Annotated in this window: 13 protein-coding genes; 8 read left to right on the top strand and 5 right to left on the bottom strand. The window is 65.0% G+C overall.

Annotated elements, in window-relative coordinates:
• Positions 1-435: 435 nt before the first annotated feature.
• Complete coding sequence (locus tag CPBF1521_RS14330; RefSeq protein WP_115677420.1) at positions 436-1,473, bottom strand: DUF1176 domain-containing protein; 1,038 nt, start codon at positions 1,471-1,473, stop codon at positions 436-438.
• A 99-nt stretch (positions 1,474-1,572) separates the two neighbouring features.
• Complete coding sequence (locus tag CPBF1521_RS14325; RefSeq protein ID WP_115677419.1) at positions 1,573-2,787, bottom strand: acyltransferase family protein; 1,215 nt, start codon at positions 2,785-2,787, stop codon at positions 1,573-1,575.
• A 152-nt stretch (positions 2,788-2,939) separates the two neighbouring features.
• Here CPBF1521_RS14325 and CPBF1521_RS14320 point away from each other — a divergent pair, with 152 nt between their 5' ends.
• From CPBF1521_RS14320 to CPBF1521_RS14300, 5 genes are all read left to right on the top strand, one after another.
• The gene (locus tag CPBF1521_RS14320) at positions 2,940-3,860 is read left to right on the top strand and encodes a LytTR family DNA-binding domain-containing protein (protein WP_235858464.1); all 921 of its coding nucleotides are present in this window, start codon (positions 2,940-2,942) and stop codon (positions 3,858-3,860) included.
• A 234-nt stretch (positions 3,861-4,094) separates the two neighbouring features.
• A protein-coding gene (gene prfB / locus CPBF1521_RS14315) for a peptide chain release factor 2 (RefSeq protein WP_104648650.1) occupies positions 4,095-5,220 on the top strand; the annotation gives its coding sequence in 2 pieces (ribosomal slippage) (positions 4,095-4,169 and positions 4,171-5,220; 1,125 coding nt in all).
• A gap of 185 nt (positions 5,221-5,405) precedes the next feature.
• Positions 5,406-6,923, top strand: a complete 1,518-nt coding sequence (lysS, locus tag CPBF1521_RS14310; protein WP_053045483.1) for a lysine--tRNA ligase — start codon at positions 5,406-5,408, stop codon at positions 6,921-6,923.
• Between the two features lie 140 nt (positions 6,924-7,063).
• On the top strand, positions 7,064-8,200 hold the full coding sequence (gene rpfG, locus CPBF1521_RS14305; protein ID WP_026064477.1) for a cyclic di-GMP phosphodiesterase response regulator RpfG: 1,137 nt from the start codon (positions 7,064-7,066) through the stop codon (positions 8,198-8,200).
• Positions 8,201-8,204: 4 nt separating this feature from the next.
• Positions 8,205-10,382 carry an ATP-binding protein gene (locus tag CPBF1521_RS14300; RefSeq protein WP_115677417.1) on the top strand — a complete coding sequence of 726 codons (2,178 nt, stop codon included), beginning with the start codon at positions 8,205-8,207 and terminating at the stop codon, positions 10,380-10,382.
• Positions 10,383-10,435: 53 nt separating this feature from the next.
• On the opposite strand, the gene CPBF1521_RS14295 is transcribed toward CPBF1521_RS14300, so the two are convergent.
• Together CPBF1521_RS14295 and rpfB are read right to left on the bottom strand one after the other, a co-directional pair.
• Positions 10,436-11,305, bottom strand: coding sequence for a crotonase/enoyl-CoA hydratase family protein (locus CPBF1521_RS14295; protein ID WP_016903176.1), 870 nt, complete (start codon positions 11,303-11,305; stop codon positions 10,436-10,438).
• Positions 11,306-11,779: 474 nt separating this feature from the next.
• Positions 11,780-13,462: a fatty acyl-CoA ligase RpfB gene (rpfB, locus tag CPBF1521_RS14290; protein ID WP_115677416.1), complete on the bottom strand. Its 1,683-nt coding sequence runs from the start codon at positions 13,460-13,462 to the stop codon at positions 11,780-11,782.
• 97 nt (positions 13,463-13,559) lie between these two features.
• Between rpfB and CPBF1521_RS14285 the strand changes: the two genes are divergently transcribed.
• The gene (locus tag CPBF1521_RS14285; protein WP_104585253.1) at positions 13,560-14,009 is read left to right on the top strand and encodes a Cif family virulence factor; all 450 of its coding nucleotides are present in this window, start codon (positions 13,560-13,562) and stop codon (positions 14,007-14,009) included.
• Between the two features lie 213 nt (positions 14,010-14,222).
• On the opposite strand, the gene acnA is transcribed toward CPBF1521_RS14285, so the two are convergent.
• Entirely contained in the window at positions 14,223-16,991 is a 2,769-nt protein-coding gene (gene acnA / locus CPBF1521_RS14280) for an aconitate hydratase AcnA (RefSeq protein ID WP_115677415.1), read from the bottom strand.
• A gap of 151 nt (positions 16,992-17,142) precedes the next feature.
• Between acnA and CPBF1521_RS14275 the strand changes: the two genes are divergently transcribed.
• Both CPBF1521_RS14275 and CPBF1521_RS14270 read left to right on the top strand, forming a co-directional pair.
• On the top strand, positions 17,143-17,391 hold the full coding sequence (locus CPBF1521_RS14275) for an AbrB/MazE/SpoVT family DNA-binding domain-containing protein (RefSeq protein ID WP_016903180.1): 249 nt from the start codon (positions 17,143-17,145) through the stop codon (positions 17,389-17,391).
• Positions 17,388-17,798: a type II toxin-antitoxin system VapC family toxin gene (locus tag CPBF1521_RS14270; RefSeq protein ID WP_016903181.1), complete on the top strand. Its 411-nt coding sequence runs from the start codon at positions 17,388-17,390 to the stop codon at positions 17,796-17,798. The genes CPBF1521_RS14275 and CPBF1521_RS14270 overlap by 4 nt, the downstream gene beginning before the upstream one ends.
• Positions 17,799-17,804 lie beyond the last annotated feature (6 nt).

The following is a 17,804-nucleotide window of genomic DNA, read 5'->3' as shown; positions in this document are numbered from 1 at the left end:
TGAAGGCCCTGTGTTGTTCGGCGTGTGCCGGGAAGCCGATCGGACGCGCCGTGATCCAAGCCACACGCGTCGTGCTCCGCCTGCAACACGTACACCGACTATCTGGAGAGGTCCTTGCCCGCCCACCGTCGCGGGACCTTGAGCGGCATGGATGCCGCGCCGGAGCCTACATGGAAGAGCCTGCAGGGACGTACTTGCGGCGTGTCCTGCGATGGTGGGCGGGGCAAGGGCCCTGCAGCCAGGCAGCAGCTCAGCCGCTCTGCACGTGCTCTGCACTGAGCTTCGCACCACAGGCGGCATTTATGCGGGAGTACATGCTCTAAGAGCCGCATGCCTGACGGCCGCAAAGCAGTCTGATTTGCAGTTCGAAGCGTCCTGCAAGACCGTGCAAGCGCACACTGACGCTCGCACTCGCTCGCACTGTCCTCGCCTCGATCAGGGCGCCTTCTTGACTTCGGTCACCAAGGTCGGCAATTCCCACGCGCCGCCAGCGGCGACCAATCTGCACAGGCCGGAGGTGGATTCGGAGGTCGGCACGAAACGGCGGCCGTCCCAGGTCCAGCTGGCCTCGCTGTAGCAATCGCCCAGGCCACGGCCCTTCTGCGATTCAAGGATGGTGGAACCGTCGATATCGCTGGCGTGCGTGGTCACCAACGTCGGCGCGAAGGGCGCGCGTGCATTGATCACCCAGAAACCGGTGCCGACGTTGTAGGCGCCCATCCAGCAGTCGGTCGACACCAGCAGTTTGTCGCTGCTGAGCCGGGTGATCGACAGCGGCTCGGCCGTATCGTCGGCCTGCAGTCCCTTGCATTCCTCATCGGCCGGCAAGCTGGCACGCAGTGCTTGATAGAGCGCAGGCAGCGTGCCCAGGCGCGCATCGGCCGCTTGCGGTGCTGCCAGTTTGACCGCGCGCACCTGCGGTGCCGGCACGGCCGGCAGCACCGTGGCTTCGTCGCGATCGCCCTTGCGCACCAGTGCGCCGCGCGTGCCTAGCCGGCCCTGGAACTCGTCCATCTTCAGCAGCACCGCCGCCGCCCCACGATCGGACAGCTGCCAGCGGCGGCCATCGTTGCCCACTGCCACGATCTTGCTGCTGCGGGTCAGTGCGGCCAGCAGTGCGGTCACCTGCGCGCTGGTCAGCGGCGCGGTGCCGCTGTCGCGATTCAATGCCAGCTTGCCCAGGTCGCGCTGGTCGATGCGCAAGCTGAGCGAGGCCGGCATCTTGACCTCGTCGTACTGGCCCAGCATCAACTCGGCGGTGACCGCTTGTCCGGCACCGGCCTTGCGCGTCAGCAGCACCGACACCGGCGTGCTGTCGTCTGCATCCGGCTGATAGCCGGCAGCGCGGCAGGTGCGGGTGTTGTCGCAGGCGATGGTCCAGTCCTGGTGGTCGAAGGCGATGCCCACCGGCGCATCGGCAAGGGCGGCGACAGGCGCGAGCAACAAGGTGGCGGCAAGCAGGGTAGGGCGCATGGTGTCTTCGAAAGAGCGTGTCCGGCGCGCATCTTGCGTTGCTGCCGACGGGCCGTCCAGTGCGTGGCAGGCGAAACAGCGCCACCCTGCGCCTGGTGTTCATGGGGTCATCGGCATGACGTCGGCCTTCCTCGCCGAACGCGGCGTGCGTGCGCGCAATCCGAACAAGGGACGCAACCAGCGCACCCGGCGGATCGCAAACTCGTGCAACGCCAGGCAGCCGATCACGGTGGCGGCGATCACCAGCGTCGGCTCCAGCCAGGCATTCAGATGCAGGGGCATCAGCCAGTACAGCGTCACGATGATCAGGCTCTGGTGCAGGATGTACCACGGGAACACCGCCTCCGTGCAATACGGCAGCCAGCGGAACGGGCGGTTCAATCGGTGCCTGGCCCAGCCAAGAATCGCCAGCAGCGCCAGCCAGGTGTAGGCGGCACGTGCGCTGTGCTCGATCACCTCCCACGGCAGCGCGGTAAGTGGTGCACCCGGTTGCGCAGTCTGCCCATGGATGCTGGCATAGCGAATGGCCAGTTCGGTGCCGATTGCCGTAAGCGCGGTGCCTAGCGTGAGCCAGCGCAGCTGCACGGCCCACTGCCAGAAGCGCTCGCTGCGCGCCAGCAGGTATCCCAGGACGAACAACGGGAACGACTCGGCGTGCACGAACCAGTCGCCAAACAGCGCGTGGGTGGGCGGGTGGCGTGGCATCACCCACAGCACGCAGAACGCTTCCCACAGGATCGGCAACAGCAGCAGGGCCGGCACGGCCAGCGCAGTGGGCAGGCCCGGTAACGCGGTCAGCCGCAGCGGGCGTGTCAGCGATACCAGCGCCATCAATGCGACGGTATAGGGCAGCAGATAGGCCAGATACCACAGGTGGTTCCAGGTGATGCCATGCTGCCAGCCATCGAAACTGCCGGCCGGCCACGGCCGCACCTGCCAGTAGCGCAACAGGAAGTTGCCCAAGCCCGGGCTGACCTTGCCGTTGCTCACGCCCTGGCAATAGGCCTGCACCGCCACCACCACGAACATGCCGAACAACAACGGTGGCAGCAATCGCCCGCAGCGCCGCAAGGCAAAGCGCCAGGGCGTGGCCTGCGGCCGCGACAGCCCGATGGCGATGCCGGAGATCATGAACAGCAAGGGCATCCGCCAGCGGTTGAGCACGATCATCGGCCATTGCAGCCACTGCGCGGTGTGCACGCTCTTGAGGTGGAACTCCCAGTCGGCCACGTAGGCCATGCCCACGTGGTACAGGATCAGCAGTGCGAAGGCGAAGACGCGCAAGGCGTCGATATCGTGGCGGCGCTCGGTCATGGTCGTGTCGGTAGGAGACATGCCCGCATCCTCGGCAACGCCGGTCCCAGGCAGCTGCGCCAAGGGTGGCAATGCCGTCCCGGAGTGACCAGTTGCGGTCCTGCAGGGACGAACCGGGGGCGGCCAGCGGGCGGTTTGCATAGAATGCGCGGATGAATTCACCTGTGTCCGGGGCGATCGAACGCGAGACCGACAGCGATGCCAATGCGGGCAGGCGCTGGGTGGCGTTGATCTGGCTGCTGGTTTTCTATGGCAGCGCGCTGGGCAACACCGCCAGCACATGGCTGGCGGCACGGCGCGACGGCCAGCCGCTGCTGCTGTGGCAGGTGCTGACCTGGGAGTTGAGCAGCGCGACCGTCTCACTGCTGCTCTTGCCGCCGCTGATCTGGCTCTGCACGCGTTGGCCATTGCATGCCGATGTCTGGCGGCGGCGCGTTCCTGTCTATATTGCGGCCGCACTTGCCTGGTGGCTGCTGCACGTGAGCGGCATGGTGCTGCTGCGCAAGCTGGTCTATCTGGCGGTCGGTGCGCACTACGATTTCGGCGCCTTGCGGTTGCAGTGGATTTACGAGCTGTCCAAGGATCTGCGCACCTTTGCCCTGCTGGTGGCGCTACGCCACACGCTGGCCTGGTATGGCCGGCGTCGGCAGGGCGAGGCGCATCTGCTGGCCGCGCCGGACGAAGGCCCGCCGGTCGAGCCACTGGACCGTCCGGAACGCTTTCTGGTGCGCAAGCTGGGGCGCGACTTCCTGGTCGCCACCGCCGACATCGAGTGGATCCAGGCGTCGGGTAACTACGTCAACCTGCATGTACGCGGCCACGATTACCCGCTGCGCAGCACGATGGCCGCGATCGAGGCCAGGCTCGACCCGGCCGTGTTCGTGCGTATCCATCGCAGCTATCTGGTGAAGCTGGCACGCGTGCAGGCGATCGAGCCGCTGGAATCCGGCGACGCCCGCGTACACCTGGCCGACGCCGGCGTGCTGCCGTGCAGTCGCCGTTACCTGGCTGCATTACGGGCGTTGGCGGGGCAGGCGCCCACACCGCAGCGTGTCGAGGCCGCGCCGGGCTGACCGTTCCAGGCGGTCAGCCTTGCGACCGGAGCGAGCGCCAGCCTCGCAGTGGCAGATGAGCCCAGACGCTCGTCATCTGGACCGCCTGCTGGCTGCCTTGCTCCGGTCTGAGCTTGCAGTGGTCGCCATGACGTCCATGGCCGGCACGAAACTGCGGCCCGTCACGATCGCCACCGCGTTCCGCCGCCGCCGCCCGCTTGCTAAACTACCGGGCTTGTTTGCCGGAAATCCGTCATGATCGAAACCAATCCGATCCGCCAGCGCATCACCGATCTCAACGATCGCGTGCTCTCGCTCAGGGGGTATCTTTGACTACGACGTCAAGAAAGAGCGTCTAGAAGAAGTCAGCCGGGAGCTCGAGAGCCCCGACGTGTGGAACGACGCCGAGCGCGCGCAGGCCCTGGGGCGCGAGCGCTCGATGCTGGAAAAGACCGTGATCGGCATCGCCGACGTGCTGGCCGGCCTGGCCGATGCCGCCGATCTGCTGGAACTGGCCGAGAGCGAGCAGGACGAAGACACCGCGGTGGCGGTGATCGCCGATCTGGACAAGTACCAGACCCATGTCGAAAAGCTGGAATTCCAGCGCATGTTCTCCGGGCAGATGGACGGGGCCAATGCCTTCGTCGACATCCAGGCCGGCGCCGGCGGCACCGAGGCACAGGACTGGGCCGAAATCCTGCTGCGCATGTACCTGCGCTGGGCCGAGTCGCGCGGCTGGAAGACCGAGCTGATGGAAGTGTCCGGCGGCGAAGTGGCAGGCATCAAGTCGGCCACGATCCGCATCGAGGGCGAGTATGCCTATGGCTGGCTGAAGACCGAGATCGGCGTGCACCGGCTGGTGCGCAAGTCGCCGTTCGATTCTGACAACCGCCGGCATACCAGCTTCACCTCGGTGTTCGTGTCGCCGGAAGTGGACGACAACATCGAGATCGACATCAATCCGGCCGATCTGCGTACCGACGTGTACCGCTCCTCCGGTGCCGGTGGCCAGCACGTCAACAAGACCGAATCGGCAGTGCGTATCACGCACATCCCGACCAACACCGTGGTCGCCTGCCAGACCGGCCGCAGCCAGCACCAGAACCGCGACAACGCGATGAAGATGCTGGCCGCCAAGCTGTACGAGCTGGAAGTGCAGAAGCGCAACGTCGAACGCGACGCGCTGGAAGCCACCAAGTCCGACATCGGCTGGGGCAGCCAGATCCGCAACTACGTGCTCGACCAGAGCCGCATCAAGGATCTGCGCACCGGCATCGAACGCAGCGATACGCAGAAAGTGCTGGACGGCGATCTGGACGAATTCGTCGAGGCCAGCCTCAAGGCCGGCCTGGCGGCAGGCTCAAAACGCCTGGATGCCTGATCGCGCGGCGAGGCCGCCGCGCCCGCTGCGACATCGGCGGCGCGGTTGCAGTGCGGCACATCGCCACGCAGTCCCGTTGCGCCGCGCAGTTGTCACCGAGACACCGTAAAACGCAGGAACCGGCCCGCCCGGTTCCGCATTCTCCACCGGGCATGCGCCCGACCTATCGCAGACCGATTCCCGCCATGACCGAGCAGACCCCCGCGCCGCAGATCCCCGCCGACGAGAACAGCCTCATCGCCGAGCGTCGCGCGAAACTGGGCGCGTTGCGCGGCCAGGGCATCGCCTATCCCAACGATTTCGTGCGCGAACACTTCGCCGGCGACCTGCAGGCCGAATTCGCCGACGCCGACACCTGGACTTCCGAAGCGCTGGAAGCAACCGGGCGCACGGTCCGGATGGCCGGCCGCCTGATGGCCAAGCGGGTGATGGGCAAGGCCAGCTTTGCGCAGATCCAGGACGAGTCCGGGCGCGTGCAGCTGTTCCTGCAGGGCAATGTGCTCGGCGATGCCTACACCGCGTTCAAGGGTTGGGATGTCGGCGACATCGTGGCGGTGGAGGGCGGGCTGACCCGCACCAAGACCGGCGAGCTGTCGGTCAAGGCCAGCGCGCTGCGCCTGCTGACCAAGTCGCTGCGTCCGTTGCCGGACAAGTGGCATGGCCTGTCTGACGTGGAGCAGCGCTATCGCCAGCGCTACGTCGACCTGATCGTCACCCCGGAGGCGCGCGAGGTCTTCATCAAGCGCTCCAGGATCATCCGCGCGATCCGCGCCTGGCTGGACGCGCGCCGCTTCCTGGAAGTGGAAACGCCGATGATGCATTACATCCCCGGTGGAGCCACCGCCAAGCCGTTCACCACCCACCACAACGCGCTGGACCTGGACCTGTACCTGCGCGTAGCGCCGGAGCTGTACCTTAAGCGGCTGGTGGTCGGTGGCCTGGAGCGCGTCTACGAGATCAACCGCAACTTCCGCAACGAGGGCGTGTCGACCCGGCACAACCCCGAGTTCACCATGCTCGAGCTCTACGAGGCCTATGCCACGTACCACCAGATCATGGACCTGACCGAACAGGTGATCCGCGACACCGCGCAGTCGGTGCTGGGTACCACCCAGGTGAACTGGGACGGCGCCGCCATCGATCTGGCGCCGGCTTTCCGGCGCTGGCGCATGGATGAGGCCGTTCGTCACCACAATCCTCAGATCAGCGCGGCCGATTGCACTGATCGCGACGCGCTGCTGGCGCACTGCGAGCGGCTGAAGATCAAGGTCAAGCCGTCCTACGGCTGGGGCAAGTTGCTGCTGGAAATCTTCGAGGCCACCGTGGAACACACGCTGGTGCAGCCGACCTTCATCACCGACCATCCGGTCGAAGTGTCGCCGCTGGCGCGCTCCAGCGATACCGAGCCGGGGTACACCGACCGCTTCGAGCTGTTCATCAACGGCAAGGAGCTGGCCAACGGCTTCTCCGAGCTCAATGACCCGGAAGACCAGGCCGCGCGGTTCCAGGCGCAGGTGCAGGCCAAGGACGGTGGCGACGACGAAGCGATGCATTACGACGCCGACTACATCCGTGCGTTGGAGTACGGCATGGCGCCGACCGGCGGCCTGGGTATCGGCATCGACCGCCTGGTGATGCTGCTGACCGGCAGCACCTCGATCCGCGATGTGCTGCTGTTCCCATATATGCGTCCGGAAGCCTGATCTTTTTTGTGCCGTCGGCGTGCCGACGGCACAGATACTGCATATGCTAGAGCGGAGCCCCGAATGGCGTATCGTCGGGGGAGTCGGCCCGGCGGCCGGCGTCATCGCTTTTCCGTTCTCAGGAAAGAGGAGCAACGGCTATGCAGGATGTTTTGGGTAATCTTGCCGGCGTGTCGTCGGCGGATACATCGGGAAGCTGGTCGGAAAAGGCGGATCTGGGATTGAACATCGTCATTGTCGATGACCAGATGTCTGCGCGGACGATGCTGCGCCACGTCATCGAGGACATCGCACCGGAATTGAAGGTCTACGATTTCGGTGATCCGCTCGACGCGTTGGCGTGGTGCGAGGCCGGACGGGTGGATCTGTTGCTGCTCGACTATCGCATGCCGGGCATGGATGGCCTGGAGTTCGCCCGGCGTCTGCGCCGGCTGCCAAGCCATCGCGATATCCCGATCATCCTGATCACCATCGTCGGCGACGAGCCGATCCGCCAGGCCGCGCTGGAGGCGGGCGTGATCGACTTCCTGGTCAAGCCGATCCGTCCGCGCGAACTGCGCGCACGCTGCGCCAATTTGCTGCAGCTGCGTCAGCAGAGCGAAAGCGTCAAGCAGCGCGCGCTGTCGCTGGAGCAGCGTCTGCTGGCCAGCATGAACGAGGTCGAAGAGCGCGAACGCGAGACGTTGTCGCGGCTGGCGCGCGCCATCGAGTACCGCGACTCGGGCACCAGCGCCTTCCTGGAGCGCATGTCGCACGTGGCCGGCCTGATCGCCGAGCAGCTCGGATTGTCCGAGGAAGAAGTGCGCATCATCGAGATGGCCGCACCGCTGCACGACATGGGCAAGATCGCCATTCCCGACGCGGTGTTGCTCAAGCCGGGCAAGCTCACCGACGACGAGATGAGCATCATGAAGCGGCATCCGCGCATCGGCTACGAGCTGCTCAGTGGCAGCCAGAACCGTTTCATCCAGGTCGGCGCCTTGATCGCGTTGCGTCACCACGAGCGTTACGACGGCACCGGTTACCCGGATGGGCTGGTTGGCGAAGCGATCCCGCTGGAAGCGCGCATCGTGGCGGTGGCCGACGTCTTCGACGCGCTGCTGTCGCCGCGCCCGTACAAGGAGGCATGGACCATGGACGCCGCGCTGGCCTATCTGTATGCACAACGCGGTCGCCTGTTCGACCCGCGCTGCGTGGATGCGCTGCTGCGCGGTCGCGCGCAGCTGGACCAGATCTGCGGCGAATTCTCGACCGCATCGGCACGACCCGGGGTGTGAGGCAATGAATCCGTTCGGAAGGATCCGGCAGCGGTTGATGCATCGACCCGACAGCGAACATGGTCAGGCGATCGTCCGCATCGTGCTGATCAGCCTGATCCTGGCGTATGTCCTGCTGCCGGGTGTCCGGCACAGCCTGCCGCCGCACCAGCACACCGGCGTTCTGGTCATTGTGCTGACGGGCCTGAGTCTCGGACTTGCGTTGTTCGGATGGCTGCTGTGGCGGCCCGGGCGCTCGGATGCGCGTCGCATCCTGGGCATGTTGGCCGATTACGGCTTGATGGCGGCCGGCATGATCCAGATGGGCGAGCCGCTAGCCTGGGTCTATGTCGTGGTGATGTGGGTCACCGTCGGCAACGGCCTGCGCTACGGCAACCGCTATCTGTACCTTGCGGTGGGAATGGCGGTGGTGAGCTTTTCCACGACGCTGTGGATGACCGACTACTGGCAACGCAACCAGCGGCTCGGTATCGGGCTTGCCGTTGGTCTGGCCGCCGTTCCGTTGTATTTCTCCAGTCTTCTGCGGCAGTTGACCCGCGCCACCGCCGAGGCGCGCCGTGCCAGTGAGGCCAAGAGCCGCTTCCTGGCCAACATGAGTCACGAGTTTCGGACACCGCTCAATGGCCTGTCCGGCATGACCGAGGTATTGGCAACGACGCGTCTGGATAGCGAGCAGCGCGAATGCCTGAAGACCATTCAGGCATCGACACGCAGCCTGCTGGCGCTGGTAGAGGAGGTGCTGGACATCTCGGCGATCGAAGCCGGCAAGCTGCGGATCAACACGTCCGACTTTGCGTTGCAGGACATCCTGCAGGCAATCGGTCTGATCCTGGAGCCGCAGGCCAGGGCCAAGGGGCTGCATTACCAGACAGCCGTGGCTGCCGACGTGCCTTCGCGTGTGCACGGGGACGCGGGACATCTGCGGCAAATCCTGCTCAACCTGGTCGGCAACGCGGTCAAGTTCACCGACCACGGCAGTGTCCAGTTGAAAGTGGCGGCCACCGAGGCCAGCGGCCGTGGCGGTTTGCTGCTCCGTTTTGAGGTGCTCGATACCGGCATCGGTGTGCCGGTCGATATGCGTCCGCGTTTGTTCGAGGCGTTTGAACAGGCAGATACCGGACTGGCGCGCCGGTTCGAAGGCAGCGGCCTGGGAACCACGATCGCCAGGGGGCTGGTCCAGTCGATGGGGGGCGCGATCGGGTTCGAGGAAAATCCCGCGGGCGGCAGCTTGTTCTGGTTTGAACTGCCGTTTGGCCTGGCGGCCGCCAAGCCCGCAGCAACGCCATCGCCTGTGCTGCATGAGGCGGAGTCCACGATACCGGGCAACGTGATTGCGTTTGCCGATCCGTTTCTACGTCACCGTGCCCGCGTGCGCAGCATGCATATCCTGGTGGCGGACGATCATCTGGCAAATCGCCTGGTTCTGCAGCGGCTGCTGCAGAAAGCAGGCCATCGCGTGACCTGCGTTGACGGCGGCGAGGCCGTACTGGATGCATTGGCCGAGGCAGACTTCGACGCGGCCATCGTCGACTTGCACATGCCCGGTGTCAGCGGTCTGGACATGTTGAAGCAGCTCAGGGTGATGCAGGCGGGCGGTATGCCGGGCACCCCGGTCGTGGTGTTGAGCGCCGATGTCACGCCCGAGTCGATTCGCAGCTGCGAGCAGGCGGGCGCCTATGCCTTCCTGGCCAAGCCGGTGGCGGCGATCAAGTTGCTGGATACGCTGGCCGACATCGCCGTCAACCAGAAACTGCGTCAGGCCGATCCGGCCATCGCTACCCGCAGCCCGGCGCCGAGTGGCGCCGTCCTCGACCCTGCCGTGCTCGACGAGCTGGCGGAACTGGGGATGGGGAATGAGTTCGAACGCGAGTTCATTCAACAATGTCTCAGCGATGCCGCAGCTTGCGTTGTCCAGCTCGGCAAGGCGGCGGCGGACCAGGACTGGGCACGTCTGCGCGAGCATGCTCATGCGGTCAAGGGCGTTTCCAGCAATCTCGGGCTGGTGGCGCTGGCCGAACAGGGAGGTGAGTTGATGCGCCTGCCGGAAGCGCAGCTGCGCGCAGAATGGAGCCAGAGGCTGGAGCAGCTGAAGACGGGGTTGACACTCGGGCGCGAGGCGCTTGCTCAACGCGCACAGAACAAGTCCGACGGCGGAGTCAGCGGGAATGGCGACCGCGGCTAAGTGAAGCCCGGCGATAGGCCGGGCCTGATTCCCCCAGTACTGGATCCACCAAATCAGGCGGCACTTGCGCCAGCGCGGCGATTCTGTGCCTTGACCAAACGGTCCATCGTGCGCAGTGATTTCTCGCTCAGTGCCAGGGCAGTGTCGACCCAGACCTCGGTAATGCGCAGCAATTCGTCGTAAGGCACCGCCTGCGCGAGGTTGCGTGCGGCGTTCATCGCCAGATAGGCGTGGGAGATGCGCTTTTGCTGGCGAATCAGCGTTTCGGTGGCAACGACTCCCTGGCCCTTGGGGACGAGCACGTCCACGATTCCCATCGCATGCATTTCCTCGCTGCTGTAGATGCGTCCGTCGAGAATGATTTTTTCTGCCAGTTGGGGCGACACGCGACGGCACAGAAACGAATACGCGCCCATGCCCGGAAACAGACCGAACAAGACCTCGGGCAGTCCCATCCCGATGCCTTCTTCGGCCACGATGGTGTGGCAGGCCAGCGCCATCTCCAATCCACCTCCCAATGCATCGCCTTGCAGCAGCGCAATGCTGCGCACGTCCCCGCCAAAGCCGACATGCAGGTGATGGACGCCCTCCACGCAGCGGGTGGCATAGCGCATCAACTGCTCGCGGTTTTGGTCGCGGATCAGGCGTGCAAACAGGTCCAGATCGCCGCCGAGATTGAAGGCGGTGGAGTCGGATGCAAGCACGAAGTGGCGTAGTTCACCACTGCGACGCTCATGCGGGGCGCGGGTGATGGATCCCATGACATCCCATATGTCGTCCAGCAATTCGGGACTGCAGCAGGGACGGATGCCAAAACGCGCATTGGCATGCATGAACAACCAGTGGGTGCCATCAGCGGCCGACGCATCGACCCGAATGGTGGAGTGGGGGCGGCCGATCGAAATCTTTTCAACGGTATTCATGGGCGTGATCCTGGAAAAGCCCGCGATGGGAGAGTGGACGCCGGCGGGCGCGCGCGATCCACTCCGAATCGATGCTACACCGGCACTATCTCCATGAACGCTGAGGGCTTCCTTTCTACCCGGTGAGCCCTGTGTGCTGAATCTTTCAGCGAATGTCTGCAAACAAATGCAGTTTATTGTGGATTACCCAGTGCTGAAATTATCTGTTTGGTCATTGGCCTGTGGTTTCCTGCAGGGCTTCCCTGGCTGGTGTTATCAACCGCAAAGTGCGTGCCTGCATTTGCGGGTGTCAAAAATGCGGATATAACCAGGTGCAAACCGGCCATCATTCCGGCATGCCCGTGGTCGCATACCACTCGTCTGAGACGCGTGAACCGTCCGAAGCGTGCAAAAGCAGACGCCCGCAAGGCCTGGAGGCAGTGCGGGCGTGGGATGGCAGCCGGGTGGCCGTCGATCTGCGGTGGCGCCGGGGGATTATCCCTTGGGCGCATCCCGCAGTTCGCGGCGCAGGATCTTGCCGACATTGGTTTTCGGCAGTTCCTTGCGGAACTCGATCACGCGCGGCTGCTTGTAGCCGGTCAGGTTGGCGCGGCAGTGCGCCTTGACCGCATCGGCGGTCAGCGCAGGGTCTTTCTTCACGATGACCGCCTTGACGATCTCGCCGGACTTCTCGTCCGGCACGCCGACAGCGGCCACTTCCAGCACCCCGGGCATTTCGGCGATCACGTCCTCGATCTCGTTCGGGTAGACGTTGAAGCCGGACACCAGGATCATGTCCTTCTTGCGGTCGACGATGTAGACGAAACCCTGCTCGTCCATCCGTGCGATATCGCCGGTGTGCAGCCAGCCGTCGGCATCCATCACCTTGGCGGTTTCTTCCGGCTTCTTCCAGTAGCCCTTCATCACCTGCGGACCCTTGATGCACAGCTCGCCGATCTCGCCCAGCGGCAGCATCGCGCCGGCGTCGTCCTTGATGCAGGCATCGGTGGACGGAATCGGCAGACCGATCGAGCCGTTGTAGTCCTTCAGGTCCATCGGGTTGATGCAGGCGGCAGGCGAGGTTTCGGTCAGGCCGTAGGCCTCGACCAGGGTCAGGCCGGTGACCTTTTTCCAGCGTTCGGCGACTGACCGTTGCACCGCCATGCCGCCGCCAAGGGTCATCTTCAACGTGGAGAAATCCACCTGGTCGAAGCCGGGCGTATTGAGCAGGCCGTTGAACAGCGTATTGACGCCGGTGAACGCGGTGAAGCGGGTCTTCTTCAATTCCTTGACGAAGCCGGGCATGTCGCGCGGATTGCTGATCAGGTGATTGCAGCCGCCGATCTTCATGAAGACCAGGCCGTTGGCCGTCAATGCAAAGATGTGGTACAGCGGCAGCGCGGTGATCACCACCTCGGCGCCTTCTTCCAGCTTGCCGGTGCCGGCAAGCCACTGGTGGGCCTGCTGCATGTTGGCCACCAGATTGCGGTGGGTGAGCATCGCGCCCTTGGCCACGCCGGTGGTGCCGCCGGTGTACTGCAGGAAGGCGATGTCATCGGGCTCGATCTGCAGCGTCGGCACGCTGTGCTTGCGGCCCAGCGCCAGTGCGTCGCGAAACCGGATCGCGCCCTTGATGCGGTAATCGGGCACCAGCTTCTTGACGTACTTGACGACGAAGTTGACCAGCGCCGCTTTCGGGAAGCCGAGCATGTCGCCCAGCCCGGTGGTGATCACCTGCTTGACCGGGGTGTCGGCGATGACCTGCTGCACGGTGGTGCCGAAGTTGTCGATCACCACCAGCACGCTGGCGCCGGAGTCGATCAGCTGATGCTTCAGCTCGCGCGGGGTGTAGAGCGGATTGACGTTGACCACGGTCAGGCCGGCACGCAGGATGCCGAAGGTGGCCACCGGATACTGCAGGCAGTTGGGCATCATCAGGGCGACGCGGTCGCCTTTCTTCAACTGCAGTTCGCCAAGCAGATAGGCGGCAAACTGCTCGACCAGCTGATCAGCTTCGCGATAGGTGAGGGTCTTGCCGAAGCTGTGATACGCGGGGCGGTCGGCGAACCGCTTGACCGAGGTGGCGAACACCTCTGCCACGGTCCGGAACTGCTCCAGATCGATCTCGGCGGCAACGCCGGCCGGATAACTTTGCAACCAAGGACGTGCCTGATTCATCTGCCCCCCTCCAGGGTGTTCGCTACGTGACGCGGTGTGTTCCACGGCGCTACAACAGCTGGCAGCATACCGTCATGGATGGAAAAGGCGAAGCGTGATGCAGGGCAGCATTCAAGCGCGGTGGCGGGTCGGGTTGGTTGCGATTTGCATCGTGGGCCTGGTCGGTTGCACGCGTGCCGCACCGGAACAACGGCTGCGCGCAACGCTGGAGACGATGCACCAGGCGATCGAAGCGCGCGACATCGGCGAGGCGATGGTGCCGGTGGCCGAGGATTTTGTCGGCGACCAAGGACTGGACGCAGCCGGCCTGCGGCGATTGATGCAGCTGCAGATGCTGGGCAATCGCCGCATCGGCGTGACCCTGGGGCCGGTGGATGTGCAACTGCACGATGACACCGCACGCGTGCGTTTCACCGCGCTGCTGACCGGCGGCAGCGGGCGCTGGCTGCCCGAGCAGGCACAGACCTACCAGGTGACCACCGGCTGGCGCTTGCAGGACGGCGACTGGCAGCTGTACCACGCGCAGTGGGAGCCGACCGGGCACTGATGCCGCGATTCTGGAGCGCGCATCGCCAGGTGGGCGCGGTGGGTATCGGATGGCAAGATATTTCCCCGCTGCGCTGCGCTGCGTTTGCGTGCAGCGCCCGTCCGCCTCCGATGACTGCTCACCTGTCCGGCAATACGAGGTTCCAGTTGCCCAAAACACCACTCCCGCCGGGCGGCGGGAGTGGGGTCATGCTTACAGGGCAGCGCGCTGCGATCAGGCCGCCTTGCGGGCAGCCAGTTGACGCAGCACGTACTGCAGCAGGCCACCGTGCTTGAAGTACTCCACTTCCTTGGGCGTCAGCAGCAGCACCTTGACCTGGAACTGCTTGACGCTGCCGTCGGACTTCTTCGCATCCACCGTGGCACGACGGCTGGCGCCGTCCTGCAGGCCGGTGATGTCCAGCACCTCCGAACCATCCAGGCCCAGGGTCTGGGCGTTTTCGTTCTCCAGGAACTGCAGCGGCAGCACGCCCATGCCGACCAGGTTGGAGCGATGGATGCGCTCGAAGCTCTCTGCGATCACTGCCTTGACGCCGAGCAGGTTGGTGCCCTTGGCCGCCCAGTCGCGCGAGGAACCGGTGCCGTATTCCTTGCCGGCCAGTACCACCAGCGGCACGCCATCGGCCTTGTACTTCACTGCCGCATCGTAGATGGCCAGTTTTTCCGGCGCCGCGCCGTCCTTGCCGTAGTACAGCGTGTTGCCGCCTTCTTCGCCGCCGAACATCAGGTTCTTGATGCGGATGTTGGCGAAGGTGCCACGCACCATCACGTCGTCGTTGCCGCGGCGGCTGCCGTAGCTGTTGAAGTCGGCCGGTTGCACGCCGCGCTCCTGCAGGAAGCGGCCCGCCGGCGAATCCTTCTTGATGTTGCCGGCCGGCGAGATGTGGTCGGTGGTGATCGAGTCGCCGAACAGGCCCATGATGCGTGCACCATGCACATCCTCGACGTGGCCCACCTGCATGGTCATGCCATCGAAGTAGGGCGGGTTCTTGATGTAGGTCGAGGCCGCGTCCCATTCGTACAGCGCACCATCCGGAGAAGCGATGGTGTTCCAGCGGCTGTCGCCCTTGAACACGTCGGCATAGTTCTGCTTGAACATCTCCGGGCCGACGGTGGCGGCGATGGTGTCGCCGATTTCCTTGTTGCTCGGCCAGATGTCGCGCAGATACACCGGCTGCCCGTCGCTACCGGTGCCCAGCGGGTCGGTGGTGAGGTTGATGTCGGTGGTACCGGCGATCGCATACGCCACCACCAGCGGCGGCGAGGCGAGGTAGTTCATCTTCACTTCGGGATGCACGCGGCCTTCGAAGTTGCGGTTGCCCGACAACACCGAAGACACCACCAGATCGTCCTTGGCAATCGCCGCAGACACATCGTCCGGCAGCGGGCCGGAGTTGCCGATGCAGGTGGTGCAGCCGTAGCCGACCACGTAGAACCCGAGCTTTTCCAGATCGGCGAGCACGCCGGCCTTGCTCAGGTAATCGGTGACCACGCGCGAGCCCGGCCCGAGCGAGGTCTTCACCCACGGCTGCGCCTTCAGCCCCTTGGCCGCCGCGTTACGCGCGAGCAGGCCGGCACCCAGCATCACTGCCGGATTGGAGGTGTTGGTGCAGGAGGTGATCGCGGCGATCACCACCGAGCCGTCGCGCAGCTGCCAGCCGGCGCCGCTGTCGGTGGAACTCTCGGCTTGCGCGGCCTTGGCGCCGACCGCAGTGCCGCCGCCGCCTTCGTTCTTCAGGCGGTCTTCCTGCTTGACGTCGGTCAGGCGCTTGCTGCGCGCGTCCACGAACGGCTTGAGGCTCTCGCGGAAGTTGGACTGCATGTCTTCCAGCAGCACGCGGTCCTGCGGGCGCTTGGGGCCGGCCAGCGACGGCTTGACCTCGCCCATGTCCAGCTCCAGCGTGGCGCTGTACTGGGCCGGTGGGGTATTGGCGTCGTGCCACAGGCCCTGCGCCTTGGCATAGGCTTCGACCAGGGCGATCTGCTCCTCGCTGCGGCCGGACAGGCGCAGATAGGTCAGCGATTCTTCGTCGACCGGGAAGATGCCGCAGGTGGCGCCGTATTCCGGTGCCATGTTGCCGATGGTGGCGCGGTCGGCCAGCGGCAGGTGCTGCAGGCCTTCGCCGTAGAACTCGACGAACTTGCCGACCACGCCGGCCTTGCGCAGCATCTGGGTGACGGTGAGCACCAGGTCGGTGGCGGTGGCGCCCTCGGGCAGCTTGCCGCTGAGCTTGAAGCCGACCACCTGCGGAATCAGCATGGACGAGGGCTGGCCCAGCATCGCAGCCTCGGCCTCGATACCGCCCACGCCCCAGCCCAGCACGCCGATGCCGTTGATCATGGTGGTGTGGCTGTCGGTGCCGAACACGGTGTCCGGGTAGGCGATCCGCGTTCCGTCCTTGTCCGCGCTCATCACCACGCGTGCCAGGTTTTCCAGGTTTACCTGGTGGACGATGCCGGTATTGGGCGGCACCACCTTGAAGTTCTCGAATGCCTTCTGGCCCCAGCGCAGGAAGCCGTAGCGCTCCTGGTTGCGCTGGAATTCGATCTTGCCGTTGAGGTCGAGCGCGTCAGCCGAGCCAAACACATCCACCTGCACCGAGTGGTCGATGACCAGCTCGGAGGGAATCTGCGGGTTGATCTGGTCGGCCTTGCCGCCGAGCTTGACCACGGCATCGCGCATCGCGGCCAGGTCGACCACGCACGGCACGCCGGTAAAGTCCTGCAGCACCACGCGGGCCGGCATGAAGGCGATTTCGATATCGGGCTCTGCCTTGGGGTCCCACTTGGCGACCGCTTCGATGTGGTCCTTGCCGACGGTGACGCCGCCGTCCTCGTGCCGGAGCAGATTCTCCAGCAGGATCTTCATCGAATAGGGCAGGTGGCCGATCTCGAAGCGCTCGCCCAGCTTGGGCAGGCTGTAGTACTCGTAGCGCTGGCCGTGGACCTCGAACGAGGTGCGGGTGGAAAAGGAATCGCTCATGCATCACTCCTATGGCAGCAGGCTTTAGGTCTGTTTGGGACAGTGTGACCAATTCAGTGTGTACGTTCGGTTGCAGCACAGGGTATGTGGCCTTGAGTACGACAAGTCAAGTATGTAAAATCACTGCATACTTTCTGCCGGGGCCACCTCCATGGAAGCCACAGTTGCCGAACGCGGGCAGATCACGCTGCCCAAGGCCGTGCGCGATGCCCTGGGCCTGACCAAGGGCACCACGCTCAAGATCGAGCTCGACGGCGGGCGCATCATCCTGCGCAAGGACGTCAGCGAGGCGCTGCGCAAGGTGCGCGGCAAGTTCAAGCTGGTCGACGGGCTGACCAGTACCGACGAGGCGATGCGCGCCATCCGTGGCCGCGCCCCCGGGGATCCGTTCGACCCATGATTGCCCTGGATTCCTCGGTGCTGCTCGACATCCTGGTCGGCGATGCGGTCTACGGCGAGGTGTCGGAGATCTGCATCGGCGATGCGCTGGCGCGCGACGAGGTGGTGGTCTGCGATGCGGTGGTGGCCGAGGTGCTGGCCATGCTCGACACCCAGGTCGACCTGATGGAAACCCTGGCCTCGATCGGGGTGCGTTACGAAGCCACCCAGGAAGCGGCGGCGGTGCGCGCCGGCCATATGAACAAGCGCTTCCGCGCGCGCGGCGGCAAGCGCGAGCGGGTGGTGGCCGATTTCCTGATCGGCGCCCACGCGATGCTCCAGTGCGACGGGTTGATCACCCGCGACGAGGGCTTTTTCCGCGACTACTTCAAGGGTTTGAAGATCGTTGTCCCCAAACCCGCACGCTGATCCACG

The sequence above is a fragment of the Xanthomonas euroxanthea genome (genome assembly GCF_900476395.1).
Lineage (GTDB): Bacteria > Pseudomonadota > Gammaproteobacteria > Xanthomonadales > Xanthomonadaceae > Xanthomonas > Xanthomonas euroxanthea.
Note: the sequence above shows the minus strand (reverse complement) of the source record. Positions and strands in the feature narration are given on the sequence as shown.